The following is a 19,246-nucleotide window of genomic DNA, read 5'->3' on the forward strand; positions in this document are numbered from 1 at the left end:
CCCCGGAATTTTCGAACGACACTCTGTCCGAACACACGGGATGAATACCGCCGGCTGCGAATGTGTCAATCGTGACATATAATTTTCATGGACGCCGAAGACGGACGCCTGGGCGTCATAGGCGCAAGCTTCACATTTCGCGCCGGTACGGTGAACCTTCCGGCCTCCCGGCGCGTACACTCAACCTGACCGCCGCCGTATCGGAAACCCCATGTCCTCGATCCTCCGACCCACCCCCGCCCAGCGGACCCGCCGTCTGGTGGTTCTGGCCGCCGCCGTCTTCGCCCTGGTCGTGCCCCTGGTGCAGAACCTGGCCGGTCTGGGCCTGACCCAGGCCGAGTTTGCGGCGGATGGAAACTCGACCCTGCGCGTCGCCGGCTACGCCTTTTCCATCTGGGGCCTGATCTATCTGGGCCTTCTGGCCTATGCCGTCCGCCAGGCCCTGCCCCAGACCGGCGAGAGCACTCTGATCAACCGGATGGGCTGGCCGTCGGCGGTCGCCTTCTTCGGCATCGGGATGTGGATCGTCGTCGCCGCCCTGAACCTGAAGGCGGCCAGCGTCATCGTCATATTCGCCTCCCTGATCGCCCTGCTGGCGCCCCTGCTGGCCTATTCCGGCACCGTCCGGGCGCTCAGCCGAACGGATCGCGACCGCCTGCTGCTGGTCTGGCCCCTGGCGGCGCTCGCGGGCTGGCTGACGGTGGCGGCGCCGCTGAACCTGATCACCACCCTGACCGCCTTCGAGGCCCTGCCGACGGCCCTGTCGCCCGGCGCCTGGGCCATCCTGGCCATTGTCGTGACCACCGGCGTCGCCCTGGCGGTGACGGCCAGCCTGCGAACCATCGCCTATCCCCTGCCGACGGCCTGGGGCCTGCTGGGCGCCTTCGTCGCCGAACAGACCGACAAGCCCGCCGTCGCCTTCACCGCCCTGGCCGCTGCGATAGTTCTCCTGGTCGGGGGCGTGCTCCTGGCCTTCCGCCTGAAGCCGGGGGTCGAACGCTAGGAGTCCTTGGTCGGCGTCACGGGCGTATCGATCGCCGCATCTTCCCCGGCGCCGACGTCAAAGGCGCCGGTCTCCTGAAATCCGACGCTGCCGATCCCGGTCGCCTGTCCGGTCAGCCGCTGCCGCCGGCTGATCATGGCCTGCTGAGGCGCGGCCTTGTCCATTTCGCGCGTCGTGGCCGGATCATTGGAGCGGTCCATCTGCTGGCCGGTGGCGGGCGTGACCTTGGTCGAGGTGGAGGACATCAGATGCCCTCCCCCTCGTCTTTGACTTCATCTTCTTTCTGCGCCCGCTCGGCCATGGCCGAGGCGCCGGCGTCGTCGGCCGCAATCTCGGGCAGGTCTTCATCTTCAGGTGTTGCGGCCGGGTCGATAGGGGTGTCGGTCATGGTGAACTCCGTGTGGACTACACACGAAATGACGCCCAGCCCCCGGACGTTCCCCCCTACTCAGATCGTGATCGCCACGTCCGTCTTCGAAAAGTCGTCGCCCTTGAACAGCAGAGGTTCGCCGTTGGTCAGGCTCAGCGCATAGGCGAAACAGTCGCCATAGTTCAGCCGCGCCGGCTGCCGCCCCTTGCCGAACCGCACCATGGCCTCGCACGCGATCCGCATCTGGGCCTGATCGACCGGGACCAGGTCCAGCCGATACTCCTCTTCAAGACGATCAAGCACGGGCCGGGCGTCCATGCCCAGCCGGGACGTCAGCACCGCCGCCAGTTCCACCCAGGTCGCGACACTGACCCGGCGCGTCGTCGCCGAGCGAATCCGCTCATCGAACGCGGCCGCTTCCGGCTCTCTCAGAACAATGGCGACGAAGGCGGAGGTGTCGATGACCATCAGCGCGGCAGACCGTGCTCGTCGTACATTTCGTCATCGATCTCCTGAAGAGAGCGGCCGTCGCCGGGCGGCAGGGTCCGCAGATAGGCGAACAGGGCCTCGCGCTTGCTCGCCCGCTCCGCCGCCGCCTCATCGGCGGTCAGTTCCTTCCAGGTCTTGTCCAGGGCGATGTCGATGGCCTCGGTCAGACTGACCCCCAGCCGCTCGGCGACGGCGCGCGCCTTGCGCTCCGTCTCGGCGCGCTTGATGCTGAGGCCCATTCTAGAACTCCCAAAATGCTGTCTAGAATATAGCTTATCGGTCCGTCTGCGGCTAGAAGGCGCGCCCATGAGCGCTCCCCAGAAGACCATGGCCGAATTGGCCGCCGAATACGGCCTGGCCCCGAACGAATATCAGGTCGTCCTCGACCGGCTGGGCCGCGAGCCCAACCATGTCGAACTGGGCGTCTTCTCGGTCATGTGGTCCGAGCACTGCTCGTACAAATCCTCCAAGATCCACCTGGGCAAGTTCCCGACCACCGGCGACCGCGTCATCTGCGGACCGGGCGAGAACGCCGGGGTGATCGACATCGACGACGGCGACGCCTGCATCTTCAAGATGGAGAGCCACAACCACCCCTCCTACATCGAACCCTACCAGGGCGCGGCGACGGGCGTGGGCGGCATCATGCGCGACGTCTTCACCATGGGCGCCCGCCCGGTGGCCCTGCTGAACGCCCTGCGCTTCGGCGACCCGTCGCACGAAAAGACCAGGCGTCTGGTCAAGGGCGTCGTCTCCGGCATCGGCGGCTACGGCAACTGCGTCGGCGTGCCTACCGTGGCGGGCGAGACCAATTTCCACGCCGGCTACAACGGCAACATCCTGGTCAACGCCATGTGCGTCGGCCTGGCCAAGGCCGACAGCATCTTCTATTCGGCCGCCCCCTCGGCGGGCCTGTCGGTCGTCTATTTCGGCTCCAAGACCGGCCGCGACGGCATCCACGGCGCGACCATGTCCTCGGCCGAGTTCGACGACGAGTCGGAATCGAAACGCCCGACCGTCCAGGTCGGCGACCCCTTCGCCGAGAAACTGCTGATCGAGGCCACGCTCGAACTGATGGCCTCGGGCGCCGTCGCCGCCATCCAGGACATGGGCGCGGCCGGGCTGACGTCCTCCTCGGTCGAGATGGCCGGCAAGGGCGGCGTCGGCATCGAACTGAACATGGACGCCGTTCCCCAGCGCGAAGAAGGCATGACCGCCTATGAGATGATGCTGTCGGAAAGCCAGGAGCGGATGCTGGCGGTCCTCAAGCCGGGCCGCGAGGCCGACGGCGAGCGCATCTTCAAGAAATGGGGTCTGGACGCCGCCACCATCGGCGTCACCACCGACACGGGCCGTCTGGTGCTGAAGCATCACGGCGAGACCGTCTGCGACGTGCCCCTGGCGCCCCTGTTCGACGACGCCCCCCTGTACGACCGCCCCTGGGTCCAGCCGGAGCTCCAGCCGAAGCTGAACCCCGCCGACGTCCCCGCGCCCGAAAACTGGGCCGATGCGGTGATGAAGGTGATCGCCTGCCCCGACATGGCCTCCAAACGCTGGATCTGGGAACAGTACGACCGCCACGTCATGGCCGACACGCTTCAGGACTCGGCCACCGGCGCCGACGCCGGCGTGGTCCGCGTCCACGGCACGGACAAGGGTCTGGCCGTGACCTCGGACTGCACCCCCCGCTATGTCCAGAACGACCCCTATGAGGGCGGCAAGCAAGCCGTGGCCGAGGCCTGGCGCAACCTGACCGCCGTCGGCTCGCGCCCCATCGCCATCACCGACAATCTGAACTTCGGCAACCCGCAGAGGCCCGAGATCATGGGCCAGATCGTCCGCGCCATCGACGGCATGGCCGAGGCCTGCCGCGAACTGGCCTTCCCCGTCGTCTCCGGCAACGTCAGCCTGTATAATGAGACCAACGGCGTCGCCATTCCGCCCACCCCGACCGTGGGCGCGGTCGGCCTGCTGCCCAACTATGACGTCGTGACCAACTTCTCGACCATGGCGGCCGGCGACACCCTGGTCCTGATCGGCCAGACCCATGGCGAACTGGGCGCCTCCATCTATCTGCGCGAGGTCCTGGGCCGCGAGGACGGCGCCCCGCCCCCCGTCGACCTGAAGCTGGAAAAGAAGACCGGCGACTTCATGCGCGACCTGATCGAGGCCGGCGACCTGACCGTGGTCCACGACCTCAGCGACGGCGGCCTGATCGGCGCCGCCGCCGACCTGGTCCTGGCCTCCGACGTCGGCGTGACCCTGGACGCCTCCAGCGCCGCCCACGCCCACATCTTCCTGTTCGGCGAGGACCAGGCCCGCTATCTGGTCGCCGTCCCCGACGCCGACGCCCTGATCGCCAAGGCCCAGGCCGCCGGCCTTCACGCCTCGGTCGTCGGCCACGCCGGCGGCGACGCCTTCACCTCCAAGGGCGACAAGGGCGAGCTGTTCAGCATCCCCGTCGCCCACCTGCGCGAATGGCACGAAGGCTGGATGCCGGGCTGGCTCGGCGACGCCGCATGATCCGCACCGCCCCGCCGATCGCGCTGCTCCTCGTGCTAGGGGCCTGCGACGGCGGCGGCGACCCGGTGCAACAGGCGCTACGCGAGACCTCGGCCGCCAACCAGGCGGCGGCGACCCGCACCACGGCGGAAATGCAGGCCGCGGCTCAGACCGCGGATCAGGCCTATGTCGCCAAGATGATCGCCCACCACGAAGGCGCCGTCGCTACGGCCCGGGTCGCCCTGCGCGACAGCCGCGATCCGGAAATCCGGCGCATGGCCCAGATGGTCATAGACACCCGGACGCGTGAGATCGCCGAAATGAAGACCTGGGCGCCGACCGCCCCCAAGGCGAACTGAACTTGGCTAAGGGATCCTATCCCGGCGGCGGAAAACGGGCGCGTTCTCCCGGTTCCAAAGCTGCGCCGACTGGACGGCCTGCCGCACGGACGCCGTCCAAGCCTTCACAGATCACGAGAGACGAACTCAAGCACTTCAGTTTCCGCGGTCGATCCAAAGAGGCGTTTCTGGATGAGCTCGATCCGTGGCTCCGCGCCTGTTTCAAGAACGGCTTCACCCGGCCCAACGAGATCGCCGGCCTTCTGAACAAATTGCGGAAGACAACCGCCTGCGGCCAACCGTGGACGCCTCACCTTGTCTGGGGTCTTCAACGCTTTCTGTTCGAGCGACGCGAAAAGCGCAGAGCCGCTCAATCGGGTGAAGCGGCGCCGGCAGCCCCGGTTTTGAAGCCCGCATCCTCAGGCCAGGGCTCGAAGGATTTGAACGCCGACGATATGGCGCGGCTGCTCGGCGCCATCGGCAGGACGTCGCCTTCTCGTTGACGTCGTGCTGGTCCACTATGCTTCATGAACGCATGCACCAGATCGCGCGTTTTAGGGACGACGCGCCCGGCTGACGGGCGATTTGAACAGGAGCGTCTGATGGACGCGACGACCGCCGACGCCATCTTCCGCCCCGCCGTCCCGCCCCGTCGCACGGGCGGCCCCTTGGCGCTGCTGCCCTTCCTGTGGATCAGCTGGCGCGACCCGATCCGCATGTGGTCCGAGCGGCATTTCACCGAGCCGCAGCTGCACGGGAACTCAGCCTTCGGCGAAATCCTGGTCGTCAGCCACCCCGAGGGCGTCCGTCACGTCCTGACCGAGAACGCCGCCAACTATGTGAAGGGCGACCTGCAACGCCGCGTTTTAGGCCCCATGCTGGCCGAGGGCCTGTTGCTGACCGAGGGGGAGGTCTGGCGCCGCGCCCGCCGCATCCTCGCCCCCCTGTTCACCCCCGCCAAGATGGCCACCCTGAACGCCCGCATGGCCGAGGTCTGCCAGGCCCGTGTCGCCGGCTGGTCCCTGTCCGCGCGCGGCCGGGTGCTCGACATCGATTCCGAGATGTCCGGCCTGACCTTCGACATCCTGTCCGCCACCATGTTCTCCGACGAACTGGGCGGCGAGGCGCGCGGGTTCGAGCGCGCCCTGAACCAGTTCCTGGCCAATGGCGCCCGTATCGATCCGCTGGACGTGCTGGGCGCGCCGGACTGGGCCCCGCGCCTGGGCCGTCTGGCCAGTTTCCGCTCGGCCCGCTTCTTCGAGCAGCGCGTCACCACACTGGTCGAGGCCCGCCGCGCCCGGATCGAAGCGGGCGACGCCCCGCCCGACGACCTTCTCAGCGCCCTGCTGCTGGCCAGGGACGAGAACGGCGGACCCGGCCTGTCTGACGAAGAGGTCGCCGCCAACATCCTGACCTTCATCCTGGCGGGGCACGAGACCACGGCCCGCGCCCTGGGCTGGACCCTGCACCTGCTGTCGCGCCAGCCCGAATACCTAGCCCGCCTGCAATCCGAGGCCGACGCCTTCGACGTCTCCGATCCCAAATGGGCCGACGCCCTGCCCTGGACCCGCGCCGTGCTGGACGAGACCATGCGCCTGTTCCCGCCCGCCCCGACCATGGCCCGCAAGGCCCTGGCCGACGACGAGATCGGCGGCCAGCCGATCAAGGCCGGCGCCACCGTCATCATCTCCCCCTGGATCCTGCAACGCCACAGCCTGCTGTGGGACGACCCCGACGCCTTCAAGCCGGAACGGTTCCTGCCCCAGAACCGCAAGTCCATCGACCGTTACGCCTACATCCCCTTCAGCGCCGGCCCCAGGGTCTGCATCGGCGCCGCCTTCGCCATCCAGGAGGCGATGATCGCATTGGCCTCCATCCTGCGCGTCGCCGAGGTCGAGGCCCTGACCACGGTCGAACCCCGCCCGGTCCACCAGATCACCCTGCGCAGCCGCGACCCCATGCGCCTGCGACTGCGCGCCCGCCGACCCTGAATTTGACGGCGCTGACGATAACGACGGTCGGGCCGCTGTTACAAACCCATCGCGGACCCGACACAAACCGCCTATAGGCGGCGAATCTCTCGTCGGATCATCCCTTGCGCACCGCCGTCCTCCTGCCCCCCGGCTGTCTCTTTTCCCAAGCCCAGCCCAACTCGATGGAGACGGTCGTCCGCACCCTGCTGACGTCCGGCACGGCGCACGAGACGCGGGTCTTCTGCAGCCAGGGCGCCGACGACCACAATGCGCCGGGCGTCGTCGTCTTGCCGCGCCACGGCCGCCAGAACGCGCTGATCGCCGCCCTCAGAGACTTCCAGCCCGACCTGATCGAACACCACCAGCAGGTCAAACAGGCGCTCGCCGTCTCGTCGCATTTCCCCGACGCCGCCCACCTGCTGTACCGGCACAACGCGCTCAAGCCGGCGCGGCATCTGTTCGACCGCTGGCGCTACGCCGCGCGCTTTGGCCGGATGGACGGCTTCATCTTCGTCAGCGTCGCCGAGCGGGACGCCTTCGCCCGCACCTATCCCCGCCTCGCCGACCGCGCCCACGCCCTGCCCAACGCCATCGACGCCGCCCCCTGGCTCGCCTCGCCCGATGACCGTCTGCCGGTGATCGCCTTCGCCGGCCGGGCCATGCCGGAAAAGGGGCTGGACGTCCTGTGCGCCGCCCTGCCCGCCGTGCTCGACGCCCATCCCGACTGGCGCGCGGTTCTGATGTTGAACGACTGGGACAGGCACTCCGCCTGGGCTGCACCGCACCTCGCCCCGCTCGAGCGCTACGGCGCCCGTGTCGCCGTCCTGCGTTCCGCCCCCCTTTCGCAGGTGCGCGACCAGATGAAGACCGCCGCCATCGCCCTGACCCCCTCGGTCTGGGACGAGCCCTTCGGCCTGACGGCGGTCGAGGCCCATGCGGCCGGCGCGGCCCTGATCTCGTCCGGCCGGGGCGGTCTTCGCGAGGCCAGCGGCGACCACGCCCTCTATGTGAACGACATCACGCCCGAAAGCCTGGCGGCGGCGATGGAGCGGCTGATCAACCATCCCGATGAGCGCCTGGCCCTGGCCCACGCAGGTCAGCGCCATGTAGTGGCGACCCATACGCCGCAACAGCGATCGGCTGAACTGGAACAGATCCGAAAAACCGTCCTCCTGTCGCGCCGCCGCCTCGCCGCCTGACCTGCGACACAGCGCCCCGCGCCCTGCCGCGACGGCTGGAAAATCTGTCACATCGCGGCGATAGAGCCGGGCTCCAGTTCGGGGATTTTCGATGACCACGCTCGCCCTCTCGCGCCGTTCGATGCTGGCCGCCTTCGGGGGAGGCCTGGCGCTGTCGCCCACCGGCCCCGCCCTGGCCCAGGCCGTTTTCGACACCAACCCCTTCCGGCTGGGCGTCACGGCCGGCGACCCCCTGCCCGACGGCTTCGTCATCTGGACACGCCTGGCCCCCGATCCCGTCGCCTATGGTTCCGGCATGCCCCGGGCGCCCGTCGCCGTGAAATGGGAGGTCGCCGCCGACCGCGGTTTCAACACCATCGTCCGTTCCGGCGAGGCGATCGCCCGGCCCGAACTGGGCCACTCGGTCCATGTCGAGGTCGAGGGGCTCGAGCCCGCCCGCCTCTATTTCTATCGTTTCCAGTGCGGGACAGAACGCAGCGGCGTCGGCCGCGCCAAGACCGCGCCCCTAGCCGGCGCCTCCCCCGCTTCCGTCCGCTTCGGCGTCGCCGGCTGCCAGGACTATGAGCAGGGCTATTACACCGCCCACCGCAAGATGGCGGCGGAGGACCTGGATTTCATCTTCTGCTACGGCGACTACATCTACGAAGATCGCGGCGACCCGGTCTATCAGGCGAGCGACGGTCCTCAGGACAACGCCCGCATCCATCTGGGCGGCGAGGTCTATAGCCTCGACGACTACCGCCGCCGCTATTCCCAGTACACGATGGACACCGACCTTCAGGCCTCGCGCGCCTCGGCCGCCTGGTTCTGCACCTATGACGATCACGAGATCGATAACGACTGGGTCGGCGCCGCTGACCAGGACGGCATACCGCCCGAAATCTTCAGCCTGCGTCGCGCGGCGGCCATGCAGGCCTTCTACGAGTTCATGCCGATGCGGAAATCGGCCTTCCCGCGCGGCGCAGGCATGCAAGCCTATCGCCGCGCCCAGTACGGCGACCTGCTGGACGTGGCCTTCCTCGACACCCGACAGTTCCGCACGGACCAGCCCTGTGGCGGCCGCTTCAACTCCACCTGCCCCGGCATAGAGGCGACCGCCGCCCAGGTGCTGGGCGACGCCCAGGAGGCCTGGCTGTTGACCAACCTCGACCGCTCAAAGGCGCGCTGGAAGGCCCTGGCCCAGCAGGTCATGATGATGGATCTGAACCGCAACACCTCCGGCGGCCAGGGGATCAACACCGACAGCTGGGCCGGCTATCGCGTGCCTCGTAACCGCCTGCTGCGCCACATTCGCGACCGCCGCATCGACAATGTCGTGGTCCTGACCGGCGACGAGCATCAGAACTTCGCGGGCGGCCTGTGGCTGGACGGCAGCCAGCCCGAGGGCGCCCCCATTGCGGTCGAGTTCGTCGGCACCTCGATCAGCTCGCGCGGCAACGGCTCGGACCGGGGCGCCGACTACGACCGCTTCATGGCCGTCAATCCCCAGCTGAAGTTCCGCAACTCCCAGCGCGGCTACATGGTGTGCGAGGCCACCCCGACCCTCTGGACCACCCAGTTCAAGGTCCTGGACAAGGTCTCGGATCGCACCGGCGAGCTCAGCATCCGTCAGACGATGGTGGTCGAGGCGGGTTCGAACACGCTCAACCTGGCCTGACGATCAGAGAACCGGCACCGCCTGCGACAGCCGCCCGCCCACCCGGATCGGCTCGACCCGCGTCGCCAGACCGGTCTTGTCGTCCGTCTCGACGAACACGCCGCAAATCGTCGCCGGCCCCGAGGCCGGCATGTACCGCCCACCCGAGATCCGGGTGGTGAAGCGGCGCAGCGGCTCTTCCTTCTCGTTGCCGATCACACTGTCATAGTCGCAGCAGCCGCCGGCGTCGGTCTGATAGGCGGTGCCGCCGGGCAGGATCTGGCAGTCGGCGGTCGGGACGTGGGTATGGGTGCCGACCACCAACGACGCTCGCCCGTCGCAGAAATGGCCCATCGCCATCTTCTCGCTGGTCGCCTCGCAGTGCATGTCGACGATCACCGCATCGGCCACGGCCCCCAGGGGCGCCGCCGCCAGCTCGCGCTCCACCGCCCCGAACGGATCATCCATCGGGTCCATATGCACCCGGCCCAGCACATTCATCACCAGGACGGTGCGGCCGCTGTCGGTCTCGAACAGATTGGCCCCGGCCCCCGGCGCATCCATCAGGCGCGGATAGTTGGCCGGCCGGATCAGGCGCGGCTCGCGCACGATATAGGTCAGGGCCTCGCGCTGGTCCCACGAGTGATTGCCCAGGGTCAGGCAGTCGGCCCCCGCCATGAACAGCTCGCGCGCCGTATTCTCGGTGATGCCGAACCCGCCGGCGGCGTTCTCCGCATTGATCACCACGAAGTCGAGCTTCAGGTCGCGCTTCAGGCCCGGAAGATGGTCGCTGATCCCGTCACGGCCGGACTTGCCGATGACGTCGCCGAAAAATGCCAGTCTCATTCGTGTACGCCTTTAGCACGATCCGACCAGTCCTCGAACCTCAGGCCGGGAACGCGCTCGAACTCGCCAGTGTTGCGGGTGACGACAGTCAGCCCCCGACTGCGAGCATGACCCGCAATCTGATAATCATAAGGCGCGATGGGGCGTCCCTGACGTTCCAGATCCGCACGGATGGCCGCCGTATGCCGCGCCGCATCTTCGTCAAAAGCGAGAACGTCCAGCCGCGCCAGAAATGCCTCCAGCCGTTCGAAGCGACGGGAATCCGCTAGCTTGCTGGGTCCGACCGCCAGTTCCATGAGAACCACCGTCGAGACGTGAAGCGGCTCGTGCTCGGTTCTTAGACGCGCACTCAACGCGGCGCTGCGACCCCGCAGAATGTCGATACAGATGCTGGTGTCCAGCATATAGCCGGTGCTCACCAGTCCTCCCGCTTCTGCATCTCGGGCTGATCGCGATCCGGCCAATCCGAATCCGATATGCCGGGCTGGTCGAGAAAGTCGTCCCACAGCGCATCCACCGGCACCAGGCGCAGACTCTTACCTTCCTTGATGACGCGAAGCTCCTTCACGTCGTCGGGAAAGGCCACGGCCTTGGGCAGTCGCACGGCCTGCGAGCGATTGGACTTGAAGACCGTGGCTTTCAGCGGGGCGCTCATGGCCTCCCTATCGGCTTGCCGCACGTATATGTCAACGGCATATCCCTCAGAACGCCCGATACCCCGCCTCGGTCAGCACCCCGTGCAGCCGCACGTCATGCGCTTCCAGCGTCAGCCCCTCTACCACCTGCCCGGCATAGGCAAAGCCGACCCGGATCACATCCGGCCGCGCGGCAAAGGTGCGATCATAAAACCCCCCGCCCTGCCCCAGCCGTCCGCCAGACGCATCGAACGCCAGCAGTGGGGTGATGATCAGATCCGGTTCCATCACCTCCGCCAGCGGCAGGGGCGCGGGGCATCCGGCGGCGTCCAGCTCCAGCGGCTCGCCCGGCGACCAGGCGCGAAAGATCATCGGCGCATTCCGCTCCAGCACCACCGGCAGGCACAGACGCCGCCCCGCCGCCTCCAGCGCCACGGCCAGGGCCTCGGCGTCCATCTCGGAGCCCATGGCGCTGTAAAGGGCCACGACCTGTCCGGACGGCAGAGCTTCTGCATGGTCGGCGGCGCGCTGGGCGGCCATCGGATCGGCCTCGGCCAGCGCCTTGCGCCGCGCGCGGGCGGCCGACCGGAGTTCATGCTTCTCAAGGGTCATGACGCGGGCTTACACCCCCCATCCGGTCCCGCACAGAGACCATGCCCCTCGTATGCCCGGCTCGCTCAAGCAGCGAGCGACCGCGCGGCGAGCGGTAGTGCAAAGACCGCTCAAGCAGCGAGCGACCGCGCGGCGAGCGGTAGCGACAAAAATCGCTCAAGCAGCGAGCCGCTGCGCGGCGAGCGGTAGCGACAAAAAGAGAGAAGTTGGCGGCGCCGCAAGAACCGTGAAGGGCGTTTAAATCCTCTCGAACCTGGGTAGCCAGGTGGGCTCCATATGCCCAGGCCCTCGAGCCCGGACAGGGACAGATCCCTTTGAGTGAATTAAGGTCGCGAGGAAATGTATGCCTTCGACGAGGGCCGCAGCAGGACCCGCCGTCTGACAAGATAGGCGCTGCGCCCCGCCTTCTCAAGCGCCGTGATCAGATGTTTTGGGCGATCTTCTCGATCCGCGCCGCCACCGCGTTCAGCGCCTCGGCCACCCCGTCGCTGGTCGGCGGCGCAGGGGCCGCCAGCGGCGCGGGGACCCCGCCCGGATTCAGCCGCGCCTCGTGCAGTTCGTCCGACAGGATCAGGGCCGACATCAGGAACAGCCGCAGATCCCCGACATGGCCCACGTCCTGGGCCACCTGGCGCACCTGGTTATCAAACTGTTTGGCCAGGATGCGGACCCGCTCCTCCTGCCCGTCGGCGCAGCCCACCGCATAGGGCCGGCCGTTGACCTCCACCGTCACCGTCGCCATCAGCCGGCCTCGCTTTCGGTCTCTTCGTCGTCCTGATCCAAGTCGTCCTGAGCCAGCACCTCGCGCACGGCCGCCGCCGCCCGCGCCAGCGCCAGCGACGCCTCGCGCCCGGCGGCCTCCAGCTCGGCCACACGCGCCGCATCCGCCCCATTCCCCGCTCTGGGCGCGAACAGGTCGTCATCGGCGATCGCAGGAGCCGAGGCCGGTCGAGCCTTGATCTCCAGGATCTTGCGTTCAAGTTCGGCCAGGGCCCGGTCGATACGGGCCCGTGCGGCCGTGGTGGCGTCTGCCATCGGTCGCTCCTTATAAATTCCGTATAGAACCCGAGGACGCGCCGGGGTAAAGCGGCGCGCCCCTGAATTTCGCTTCCGCCGAAAGGTCTTCCCCCGTGACCGACGTCAAATCCGCCCCCAAGGCCACGCCCCAGCAGATGGCCAACGCCATCCGCGTCCTCGCCATGGACGGCGTCGAACAGGCCAAGTCGGGCCACCCCGGCATGCCCATGGGCATGGCCGACGTCGCCACGGTGCTGTTTTCGAAATTCCTGAAGTTTGACGCCAGCCGCCCCGACTGGGCCGACCGCGACCGCTTCATCCTGTCGGCGGGCCACGGCTCGATGCTGATCTACGCCCTGCTGCACCTGACCGGCTACAAGGCCGCGACCAAGGAAGAACTGTCCAACTTCCGCCAGTGGGGCTCCAAGACCGCCGGCCACCCCGAATACGGCCACATGCCCGGCGTCGAGGTCACCACCGGCCCGCTGGGCCAGGGCCTTGCCACCTCGATCGGCTTTGCGATGGCCGAGCGTCACCTGGCCGCCAAATACGGCGACGACCTGGTCGACCACCGCACCTGGGTCGTCGCCGGCGACGGCTGCCTGATGGAGGGCGTGTCCCAGGAAGCCATCGCCCTGGCCGGCCGCTACAAGCTGAACAAGCTGACCGTCCTGTGGGACGACAACGAGATCACCATCGACGGCAAGGTCTCCCTGTCCGACGCCACCGACCAGAAGGCCCGCTTCAAGGCCGCCGGCTGGGCGGTCAAGGCCATCGACGGCCATGACATGGACGCGATCAAGGCCGCCCTCAAATGGGCCACCCGCCAGGACAAACCGACCCTGATCGCCTGCAAGACCAAGATCGGCAAGGGCGCCGCCACCATGGAAGGCAGCCACAAGACCCACGGCGCCGCCCTGGGCGCGGCCGAGATCGCCGCCACCCGTCTGGGCCTGGCCTGGGATCACGAACCCTTCGAAATGCCCCAGACCATCGCCGACGCCTGGGCCAAGGTCGGGCGTCGCGGCTCAAAGGACCGCAAGAAGTGGGAGGCCCGCCTGGCCGCCTCGCCCCAGGCCGCCGACTTCACCCGCGCCATGAAGGGCGACCTGCCGGAGGGCGCCTTCGACGCCCTGAACGCCAAGATCGCCGAACTGATCGAGACCCAGCCGGCCCAGGCCACGCGCCAGTCCTCGGGCGCCGCCCTGGATCAGGTCTTTGCCTCCATCCCCGAACTGGTCGGCGGCTCGGCCGACCTGACCGGCTCGAACAACACCTTCGTCGCCGGCACCCCCATACTGGACGCCCCGTCCTATGAGGGCCGCTACGTCAACTGGGGCATCCGCGAGTTCGGCATGGCCGCGGCCATGAACGGCCTCGCCTTGCACGGCGGGATCATCCCCTACGCCGGCACCTTCATGGTCTTCTCGGACTACAGCCGCCCGGCCATCCGTCTGGGCGCCCTGATGGGGGTCCGCGCCATCCACGTCCTGACCCACGACTCGATCGGCCTGGGCGAGGACGGCCCGACCCACCAGCCGGTCGAACACCTGGCCGCCCTGCGCGCCATCCCCAACCTGAACGTCTTCCGCCCCGCCGACACGGTCGAGGCCATGGAGTGCTGGCAGATCGCCCTGCAATCCAAGACCACCCCCTCGGCCCTGGCCCTGTCGCGCCAGAAGACCCCCGCCGTCCGCACCGTCGCGGGCACGGAAAACCTGTCCGCCAAGGGCGCCTACGAGATCAAGCCCGCCTCGGGCGAGGCCAAGGCCACCCTGTTCGGCACCGGCACGGAACTGGCCCTGGCCCTCAAGGCCGCCGAGACGCTTGAAGCCGAAGGCGTCCCGACCCGCGTCGTCTCCGTCCCCTGTTTCGAACTGTTCGAGCAACAGGACGCCGCCTACCGCGCCTCGGTCATCGGCCGCGGCACGATCCGCGTCGCCGTCGAGGCCGCCATCAAGCAAGGCTGGGAAGGCTTCATCGGCGAGGACGGCGCCTTCATCGGCATGACCGGCTTCGGCGCCTCCGCCCCCGCCGAAGTCCTCTACGACAAGTTCGGCATCACCGCCGACGCCGTCGTCGCGGCGGTCAAAGCCCGGTTGTAATCTCTCTTCATCTCCCTCTCCCCCTGCGGGAGAGGGAGACCGCGCACGGCGGCGCAACCGTCGTCCTGGCGCGGTCGGGCGAGGGGTCGCACCGGCCGCGACGACCATCGACCGACCCCTCATCCGGCCCTCCGGGCCACCTTCTCCCGCAAGGGGGAGAAGGGACGTTGGAGCAGACGATGAAACTGGGCGTCCTTGGTCTATTTCTGGCATTCAGCCTCGCGACGACCGCCCACGCCCAAACGCCCGTCGCCATCGCCGAAACCCCCATCGTCATCGGCCGGTCCTACGCCCTGCCCTCGGCCGTCATGGGCGCCCCGCGCGAGATCAACGTCTGGCTGCCCCCCGGCTATGCCGACAGCGGCAAGACCTATCCCGTCCTCTATGTCCTCGACGGCGGCCAGGATCAGGACTTCCACCACATCTCGGGCCTGGCTCAACTCGGGACCGTCGTCGGCACGACCCGCGACGTGATCGTGGTCGGGATCGCCTCGGTCGATCGCCGCAACGAACTGGCCCTGCCGACCGAAAACCCCGAACTGATCGCCCGCTATCCGACCCAGGGCCATTCGGATCGCTTCCGCCGTTTCGTGTCCGAAGAGGTCCAGCCCTTCATCGAAACCCGCTTCCGCACCAGCGGCGAGACGGCCCTGATGGGCGAATCCCTGGCCGGCCTGTTCGTGGTCGAGACCTTCCTCAAGGAACCCCAGATGTTCGACGCCTATGTCGCCGTCAGCCCCAGCCTGTGGTGGGACGGCGGCGAACTGGCGCGTCAGTCCGGCGCCCGTCTGCGCGACCAGTCGAATGACCCCCGCACCCTGATCCTGACCCTGGGCGACGAAGGCCCCGAGATGCAGGCCCCCATGGACGTCCTGACCGCCAATCTGCGCGACCACGCCCTGCCCGGCCTGAGCTGGAGCTTCACGCCCCGCCCGACCGAGACCCACGCCACCATCTACCACGGCGCCGCCCTCGACGCCTTCCGCCGCCTCTATGCGGAGCTCGCCAAATGAGCCGTATCGGCGCGATCAGCCTCCTGGTCCACGACTATGACGCGGCCATCGCCTTCTATGTCGGCAAGCTGGGCTTCGACCTCAGCGAGGATACCGATATGGGCGGCGACAAGCGCTGGGTGCGGGTGACTCCAAAGGGCGGCGAGACCAGCCTGCTGCTCGCCCGCGCCACGACCGACGCCCAGAAGGCCCAGGTCGGAAACCAGGCCGGCGGCCGTGTCTGGCTGTTCCTCGAAACCGACGACCTGCTGCGCGATCACGCCGCCTGGCTTGCCGCCGGCGTCGTCTTCCGCGAAACCCCGCGTCACGAACCCTATGGCAAGGTGGTGGTCTTCGAAGACCTCTACGGCAACGCCTGGGACCTGATCGAACCCGCTACCGGAGCCTGACCCCGATGAAACTCGGCACCCCGCTTTCCGACACCGCCGTCCGCGTCATGCTTCTCGGCTCGGGCGAACTGGGCAAGGAGGTCGCCATCGAGCTGCAACGGCTCGGCGTCGAGGTCATCGCGGTCGACCGCTATCCCAGCGCCCCGGCCATGCAGGTCGCGCACCGCAGCCACGTCATCCCGATGACCGACCCCCAGGTGCTGAACGGCGTCATCCTGGCCGAGGCCCCGCACTTCATCGTGCCCGAGATCGAGGCCATCGCCACCGAGGTCCTGGCCGATATCGAGGCCGCCGGCCTGGCCGTGGTCATCCCCACCGCCCGCGCCGTGCAGCTGACCATGAACCGCGAGGGCATCCGCCGCCTCGCCGCCGAAGAGCTGGGCCTGCCCACCAGCCCCTACGCCTTCGCCGGTTCGGCCGAGGAACTGGCCGCCGGCGCCGAGACCGTCGGCTACCCCAACTTCGTCAAGCCGGTCATGTCCTCGTCGGGCAAGGGGCAATCCTTCGTCGAAAGCCCCGACGAAATCGCCGACGCCTGGACCTATGCTCAGTCCGCCGGGCGCGTCGAAACCGCCCGCGTCATCGTCGAGGGCCGCATCGACTTCGATTTCGAGATCACCCTGCTGACCGTCCGCTCGCGCGCCCCCGACGGCTCGACCCGCACGGACTTCTGCGCCCCCATCGGCCACCGCCAGGTCAAGGGCGACTATGTCGAAAGCTGGCAACCCCAGGCCATGAGCCCCGCTGCGCTTGCCGCCTCGCAAGACATCGCCGGCAAGGTCACGGACGCCTTGGGCGGTCTCGGCGTCTTCGGCGTCGAACTCTTCGTCAAGGGCGACCAGGTCTGGTTCTCCGAGGTCTCGCCCCGCCCCCACGACACCGGCCTAGTCACCCTGGCCAGCCAGACCCTGAGCGAGTTCGCCCTCCACGCCCGCGCCATCCTGGGCCTGCCCGTCGACGTGACCCAGCGCGAACCCGCCGCCAGCGCCGTCATCTACGGCGGCCTGGAGGCGCAAGGGATCGCCTTCGAAGGCGTCGCCGAAGCCCTGTCCGTCCCCACCGCCGACCTGCGCCTCTTCGGCAAACCCGAAGCCTTCGACCGCCGCCGCATGGGCGTCGCGACCGCCCGCGGCGCCGACGTCGATCAGGCCCGCGAACGGGCCCGCGAAGCGGCGGGATGCGTGAAGGTGGTGCGGGGCTGAGATCTTCCGTCTCCCCTTGCGGGAGAAGGCGCCTCCTCCCTTTCGTCATTCCGGGCGAAGCGCAGCGGAGACCCGGAACCCAGCGGCGCGCGAGAGCGCGAACCTGTCGCGGACTCTGATCTTCAACATCGTGCGGCTTACAGATTTCGCCTTCGGCGCCGCTGGGTTCCGGGTCTGCGGGCCAAGCGGCCCTTCGCCCGGAATGACGAAAGATGTTGGGGGTAGCGCGCACAATGACGCTGCCTCGCCCCCAACAATTCCAACCCCTTACAAAAATCTCACCCCCCGCTCCTAACCACCCTCCCAAACCCCCTCATAATCTCCCCGGTCTCGTCGCTAGGAGGGCTCGTAAGGCCTGCGACCTTGCGGCGGCGGGAGCGTAGGGATCAGGGGCGGGGGTGGGATTCCCTCGCGCCGCATGGCGGTGCATCGGTGGGCTCATCCCGCGCAGAAACGTCGGCGGAGGACACGGGGTTAGGAACCCGGTCGCACTCGGGACGGTCCTTCGCAGGGATCGCCGACCTGACGCAGGCCTTGGGGAAGAGGCATCACAACTGCCGCTTCAATATCCCCGGCCGGCAGAAACACCCTGCGCGCGGAGCGTCTGTCTTCGTCGAAACGGTAAAAACTAATCCATCCCGGGCGAGGCCCGGCGCTCCGTCCCGCCCTCCACTCGCGATGGGCCTCCAACTTCGCAGCGAAAGCGCGAGGGGGCTTCTGCACACCCGGCGTCGGCTGCGCCGAAAATGAACAGAGTCAACACTGCCTTAACCGTAAGGATTCACCATGACCGTCTCACTGTTCCGAGGCCGCGTTCCATGTCCGAGCTCAACACCCCCGTCCTCGCCAAGGACGTCATTCACCGCGGCGACTGTATCGCCGTGCTGAAAAGCCTGCCCGACGCCTCGGTCGACATGGTCTTCGCCGACCCCCCCTACAATCTCCAGCTGGGCGGCGACCTGCTGCGTCCGGACAATTCCAAGGTCGACGCCGTCGACGACGACTGGGACAAGTTCGACAGTTTCGCCGAATATGACGCCTTCACCCGCGCCTGGCTGACCGAATGCCGCCGGGTGCTGAAGCCCGAGGGCTCGATCTGGGTGATCGGCTCCTATCACAACGTCTTCCGCCTCGGCGCGGCGATCCAGGACCTGGGCTTCTGGGTGCTGAACGACATCATCTGGCGCAAGTCCAACCCGATGCCGAACTTCAAGGGCACCCGGTTCACCAACGCCCACGAGACCCTGATCTGGGCCGCCCGCTCGCGCGACCAGAAACGCTACACCTTCAACTACGACGCCCTGAAGGCCTTCAACGAAGACACCCAGATGCGGTCTGACTGGACCTTCGCCCTGTGCACCGGCGAGGAGCGGATCAAGGACGCCGACGGCAAGAAGGCCCATCCCACCCAGAAGCCCGAGGCCCTGCTGCACCGCGTGCTGCTGTCGGCCACCCGCCCCGGCGACGTCGTGCTGGATCCCTTCTTCGGCACCGGCACCACCGGCGCCGCCGCCAAACGCCTGGGCCGCCACTACATCGGCATCGAGCGTGACGAGACCTATGCGACCGTCGCCGAGACCCGCATCGCCTCGGTCATTCCCGCCAATCCCGAAGACCTGATGGTCATGGGCTCCAAGCGCGCCGAGCCCAAGGTGCCCTTCGGCGCCCTGGTCGAGGCCGGCCTGCTGCACCCCGGCGACCGCCTCTATTGCCCCAAGGGCGAGCGCGAGGCCCGCGTCCGCGCCGACGGCTCGCTGGTGTCCGGCTCGATGACCGGCTCGATCCACAAGCTGGGCGCCCTGTTCGAGAACGCCCCCGCCTGCAATGGCTGGACCTACTGGCGCTTCAAGACCGACCAGGGCCTGAAATCCATCGACGCCCTCCGCGCCGAAATCCGCGCCGGGATGCAATAGGCGG

At 68.1% G+C, this 19,246-nt stretch carries 22 protein-coding genes and 1 other RNA gene; 12 read left to right on the forward strand and 11 right to left on the reverse strand.

The window, feature by feature from the left end; all coding sequences use genetic code 11:
- The first annotated feature begins 211 nt into the window (after positions 1-211).
- Positions 212-1,003 (forward strand): TspO-related membrane protein, encoded by a 792-nt coding sequence (locus PKE72_RS00440; protein ID WP_271163506.1) that lies wholly within the window; start codon positions 212-214, stop codon positions 1,001-1,003.
- Here PKE72_RS00440 and PKE72_RS00445 read toward each other — a convergent pair.
- From PKE72_RS00445 to PKE72_RS00460, 4 genes are read right to left on the reverse strand one after another with little or no spacing between them, the layout of a single operon-like run.
- Complete coding sequence (locus PKE72_RS00445; protein WP_271163507.1) at positions 1,000-1,248, reverse strand: Tat pathway signal protein; 249 nt, start codon at positions 1,246-1,248, stop codon at positions 1,000-1,002. The two genes, PKE72_RS00440 and PKE72_RS00445, sit on opposite strands and share 4 nt — an antisense overlap.
- Positions 1,248-1,391, reverse strand: coding sequence for a hypothetical protein (locus tag PKE72_RS00450; RefSeq protein ID WP_271163508.1), 144 nt, complete (start codon positions 1,389-1,391; stop codon positions 1,248-1,250). Before PKE72_RS00450 ends, PKE72_RS00445 begins: the two co-directional genes overlap by 1 nt.
- Positions 1,392-1,451: 60 nt before the next feature.
- Complete coding sequence (locus PKE72_RS00455; RefSeq protein ID WP_271163509.1) at positions 1,452-1,841, reverse strand: type II toxin-antitoxin system VapC family toxin; 390 nt, start codon at positions 1,839-1,841, stop codon at positions 1,452-1,454.
- On the reverse strand, positions 1,841-2,101 hold the full coding sequence (locus tag PKE72_RS00460; protein ID WP_271163510.1) for a type II toxin-antitoxin system VapB family antitoxin: 261 nt from the start codon (positions 2,099-2,101) through the stop codon (positions 1,841-1,843). Before PKE72_RS00460 ends, PKE72_RS00455 begins: the two co-directional genes overlap by 1 nt.
- Positions 2,102-2,168: 67 nt before the next feature.
- On the opposite strand from PKE72_RS00460, the gene purL reads away from it, so the two are divergent.
- From purL to PKE72_RS00490, 6 genes are all read left to right on the forward strand, one after another.
- Complete coding sequence (gene purL / locus PKE72_RS00465) at positions 2,169-4,385, forward strand: phosphoribosylformylglycinamidine synthase subunit PurL (protein ID WP_271163511.1); 2,217 nt, start codon at positions 2,169-2,171, stop codon at positions 4,383-4,385.
- Positions 4,382-4,723, forward strand: a complete 342-nt coding sequence (locus PKE72_RS00470; RefSeq protein ID WP_271163512.1) for a DUF305 domain-containing protein — start codon at positions 4,382-4,384, stop codon at positions 4,721-4,723. The genes purL and PKE72_RS00470 overlap by 4 nt, the downstream gene beginning before the upstream one ends.
- Before the next feature lie 2 nt (positions 4,724-4,725).
- A complete protein-coding gene (locus tag PKE72_RS00475; protein ID WP_271163513.1) occupies positions 4,726-5,205 on the forward strand; it encodes a hypothetical protein in 480 nt (159 codons plus the stop codon).
- Positions 5,206-5,304: 99 nt separating this feature from the next.
- Positions 5,305-6,693 carry a cytochrome P450 gene (locus tag PKE72_RS00480; protein ID WP_271163514.1) on the forward strand — a complete coding sequence of 463 codons (1,389 nt, stop codon included), beginning with the start codon at positions 5,305-5,307 and terminating at the stop codon, positions 6,691-6,693.
- Positions 6,694-6,797: 104 nt separating this feature from the next.
- Positions 6,798-7,874: a glycosyltransferase family 4 protein gene (locus PKE72_RS00485; RefSeq protein WP_271163515.1), complete on the forward strand. Its 1,077-nt coding sequence runs from the start codon at positions 6,798-6,800 to the stop codon at positions 7,872-7,874.
- 91 nt (positions 7,875-7,965) lie between these two features.
- Entirely contained in the window at positions 7,966-9,531 is a 1,566-nt protein-coding gene (locus tag PKE72_RS00490; protein ID WP_271163516.1) for an alkaline phosphatase D family protein, read from the forward strand.
- 3 nt (positions 9,532-9,534) lie between these two features.
- Here the strand turns inward: PKE72_RS00490 and PKE72_RS00495 are convergent, their stop codons facing one another.
- The 7 genes from PKE72_RS00495 to PKE72_RS00525 form a co-directional block, all read right to left on the reverse strand.
- On the reverse strand, positions 9,535-10,356 hold the full coding sequence (locus PKE72_RS00495; RefSeq protein WP_271163517.1) for a TIGR00282 family metallophosphoesterase: 822 nt from the start codon (positions 10,354-10,356) through the stop codon (positions 9,535-9,537).
- The gene (locus tag PKE72_RS00500; RefSeq protein ID WP_271163518.1) at positions 10,353-10,775 is read right to left on the reverse strand and encodes a type II toxin-antitoxin system VapC family toxin; all 423 of its coding nucleotides are present in this window, start codon (positions 10,773-10,775) and stop codon (positions 10,353-10,355) included. The genes PKE72_RS00495 and PKE72_RS00500 overlap by 4 nt, the downstream gene beginning before the upstream one ends.
- Positions 10,772-11,011, reverse strand: a complete 240-nt coding sequence (gene vapB / locus PKE72_RS00505) for a type II toxin-antitoxin system VapB family antitoxin (protein ID WP_271163519.1) — start codon at positions 11,009-11,011, stop codon at positions 10,772-10,774. The genes PKE72_RS00500 and vapB overlap by 4 nt, the downstream gene beginning before the upstream one ends.
- A gap of 46 nt (positions 11,012-11,057) precedes the next feature.
- Positions 11,058-11,603, reverse strand: a complete 546-nt coding sequence (locus PKE72_RS00510; protein WP_271163520.1) for a 5-formyltetrahydrofolate cyclo-ligase — start codon at positions 11,601-11,603, stop codon at positions 11,058-11,060.
- Positions 11,604-11,811: 208 nt separating this feature from the next.
- Positions 11,812-11,974: non-coding RNA, 6S RNA (ssrS, locus tag PKE72_RS00515), on the reverse strand.
- A gap of 50 nt (positions 11,975-12,024) precedes the next feature.
- Entirely contained in the window at positions 12,025-12,345 is a 321-nt protein-coding gene (locus PKE72_RS00520) for a cell division protein ZapA (RefSeq protein ID WP_271163521.1), read from the reverse strand.
- Positions 12,345-12,638 carry a hypothetical protein gene (locus tag PKE72_RS00525; protein WP_271163522.1) on the reverse strand — a complete coding sequence of 98 codons (294 nt, stop codon included), beginning with the start codon at positions 12,636-12,638 and terminating at the stop codon, positions 12,345-12,347. The genes PKE72_RS00520 and PKE72_RS00525 overlap by 1 nt, the downstream gene beginning before the upstream one ends.
- A gap of 95 nt (positions 12,639-12,733) precedes the next feature.
- On the opposite strand from PKE72_RS00525, the gene tkt reads away from it, so the two are divergent.
- The 5 genes from tkt (at position 12,734) to PKE72_RS00550 (ending at position 19,242) form a co-directional block, all read left to right on the forward strand.
- On the forward strand, positions 12,734-14,725 hold the full coding sequence (gene tkt / locus PKE72_RS00530) for a transketolase (protein ID WP_271163523.1): 1,992 nt from the start codon (positions 12,734-12,736) through the stop codon (positions 14,723-14,725).
- Between the two features lie 179 nt (positions 14,726-14,904).
- Positions 14,905-15,738, forward strand: a complete 834-nt coding sequence (locus PKE72_RS00535; RefSeq protein ID WP_271163524.1) for an alpha/beta hydrolase — start codon at positions 14,905-14,907, stop codon at positions 15,736-15,738.
- Positions 15,735-16,127 (forward strand): VOC family protein, encoded by a 393-nt coding sequence (locus PKE72_RS00540; RefSeq protein WP_271163525.1) that lies wholly within the window; start codon positions 15,735-15,737, stop codon positions 16,125-16,127. The genes PKE72_RS00535 and PKE72_RS00540 overlap by 4 nt, the downstream gene beginning before the upstream one ends.
- Positions 16,128-16,132: 5 nt before the next feature.
- Entirely contained in the window at positions 16,133-17,329 is a 1,197-nt protein-coding gene (gene purT, locus PKE72_RS00545) for a formate-dependent phosphoribosylglycinamide formyltransferase (protein WP_271163526.1), read from the forward strand.
- An 818-nt stretch (positions 17,330-18,147) separates the two neighbouring features.
- Entirely contained in the window at positions 18,148-19,242 is a 1,095-nt protein-coding gene (locus PKE72_RS00550; protein ID WP_271163527.1) for a site-specific DNA-methyltransferase, read from the forward strand.
- The last annotated feature ends 4 nt before the right edge of the window (positions 19,243-19,246 follow it).

The organism is Brevundimonas intermedia, from assembly GCF_027922165.1.
Lineage (GTDB): Bacteria > Pseudomonadota > Alphaproteobacteria > Caulobacterales > Caulobacteraceae > Brevundimonas > Brevundimonas intermedia.

Excerpts from the sequence above, each read along its gene's own strand:
- PKE72_RS00440 (WP_271163506.1), top strand. The coding sequence starts at position 212 with ATGTCCTCGATCCTCCGACCCACCCCCGCCCAGCGGACCCGCCGTCTG.
- PKE72_RS00445 (WP_271163507.1), bottom strand. The coding sequence starts at position 1,248 with ATGTCCTCCACCTCGACCAAGGTCACGCCCGCCACCGGCCAGCAGATG.
- PKE72_RS00450 (WP_271163508.1), bottom strand. The coding sequence starts at position 1,391 with ATGACCGACACCCCTATCGACCCGGCCGCAACACCTGAAGATGAAGAC.
- PKE72_RS00455 (WP_271163509.1), bottom strand. The coding sequence starts at position 1,841 with ATGGTCATCGACACCTCCGCCTTCGTCGCCATTGTTCTGAGAGAGCCG.
- PKE72_RS00460 (WP_271163510.1), bottom strand. The coding sequence starts at position 2,101 with ATGGGCCTCAGCATCAAGCGCGCCGAGACGGAGCGCAAGGCGCGCGCC.
- purL (WP_271163511.1), top strand. The coding sequence starts at position 2,169 with ATGAGCGCTCCCCAGAAGACCATGGCCGAATTGGCCGCCGAATACGGC.
- PKE72_RS00470 (WP_271163512.1), top strand. The coding sequence starts at position 4,382 with ATGATCCGCACCGCCCCGCCGATCGCGCTGCTCCTCGTGCTAGGGGCC.
- PKE72_RS00480 (WP_271163514.1), top strand. The coding sequence starts at position 5,305 with ATGGACGCGACGACCGCCGACGCCATCTTCCGCCCCGCCGTCCCGCCC.
- PKE72_RS00490 (WP_271163516.1), top strand. The coding sequence starts at position 7,966 with ATGACCACGCTCGCCCTCTCGCGCCGTTCGATGCTGGCCGCCTTCGGG.
- PKE72_RS00495 (WP_271163517.1), bottom strand. The coding sequence starts at position 10,356 with ATGAGACTGGCATTTTTCGGCGACGTCATCGGCAAGTCCGGCCGTGAC.
- vapB (WP_271163519.1), bottom strand. The coding sequence starts at position 11,011 with ATGAGCGCCCCGCTGAAAGCCACGGTCTTCAAGTCCAATCGCTCGCAG.
- PKE72_RS00510 (WP_271163520.1), bottom strand. The coding sequence starts at position 11,603 with ATGACCCTTGAGAAGCATGAACTCCGGTCGGCCGCCCGCGCGCGGCGC.
- PKE72_RS00520 (WP_271163521.1), bottom strand. The coding sequence starts at position 12,345 with ATGGCGACGGTGACGGTGGAGGTCAACGGCCGGCCCTATGCGGTGGGC.
- PKE72_RS00525 (WP_271163522.1), bottom strand. The coding sequence starts at position 12,638 with ATGGCAGACGCCACCACGGCCGCACGGGCCCGTATCGACCGGGCCCTG.
- PKE72_RS00535 (WP_271163524.1), top strand. The coding sequence starts at position 14,905 with ATGAAACTGGGCGTCCTTGGTCTATTTCTGGCATTCAGCCTCGCGACG.
- PKE72_RS00540 (WP_271163525.1), top strand. The coding sequence starts at position 15,735 with ATGAGCCGTATCGGCGCGATCAGCCTCCTGGTCCACGACTATGACGCG.
- purT (WP_271163526.1), top strand. The coding sequence starts at position 16,133 with ATGAAACTCGGCACCCCGCTTTCCGACACCGCCGTCCGCGTCATGCTT.
- PKE72_RS00550 (WP_271163527.1), top strand. The coding sequence starts at position 18,148 with ATGTCCGAGCTCAACACCCCCGTCCTCGCCAAGGACGTCATTCACCGC.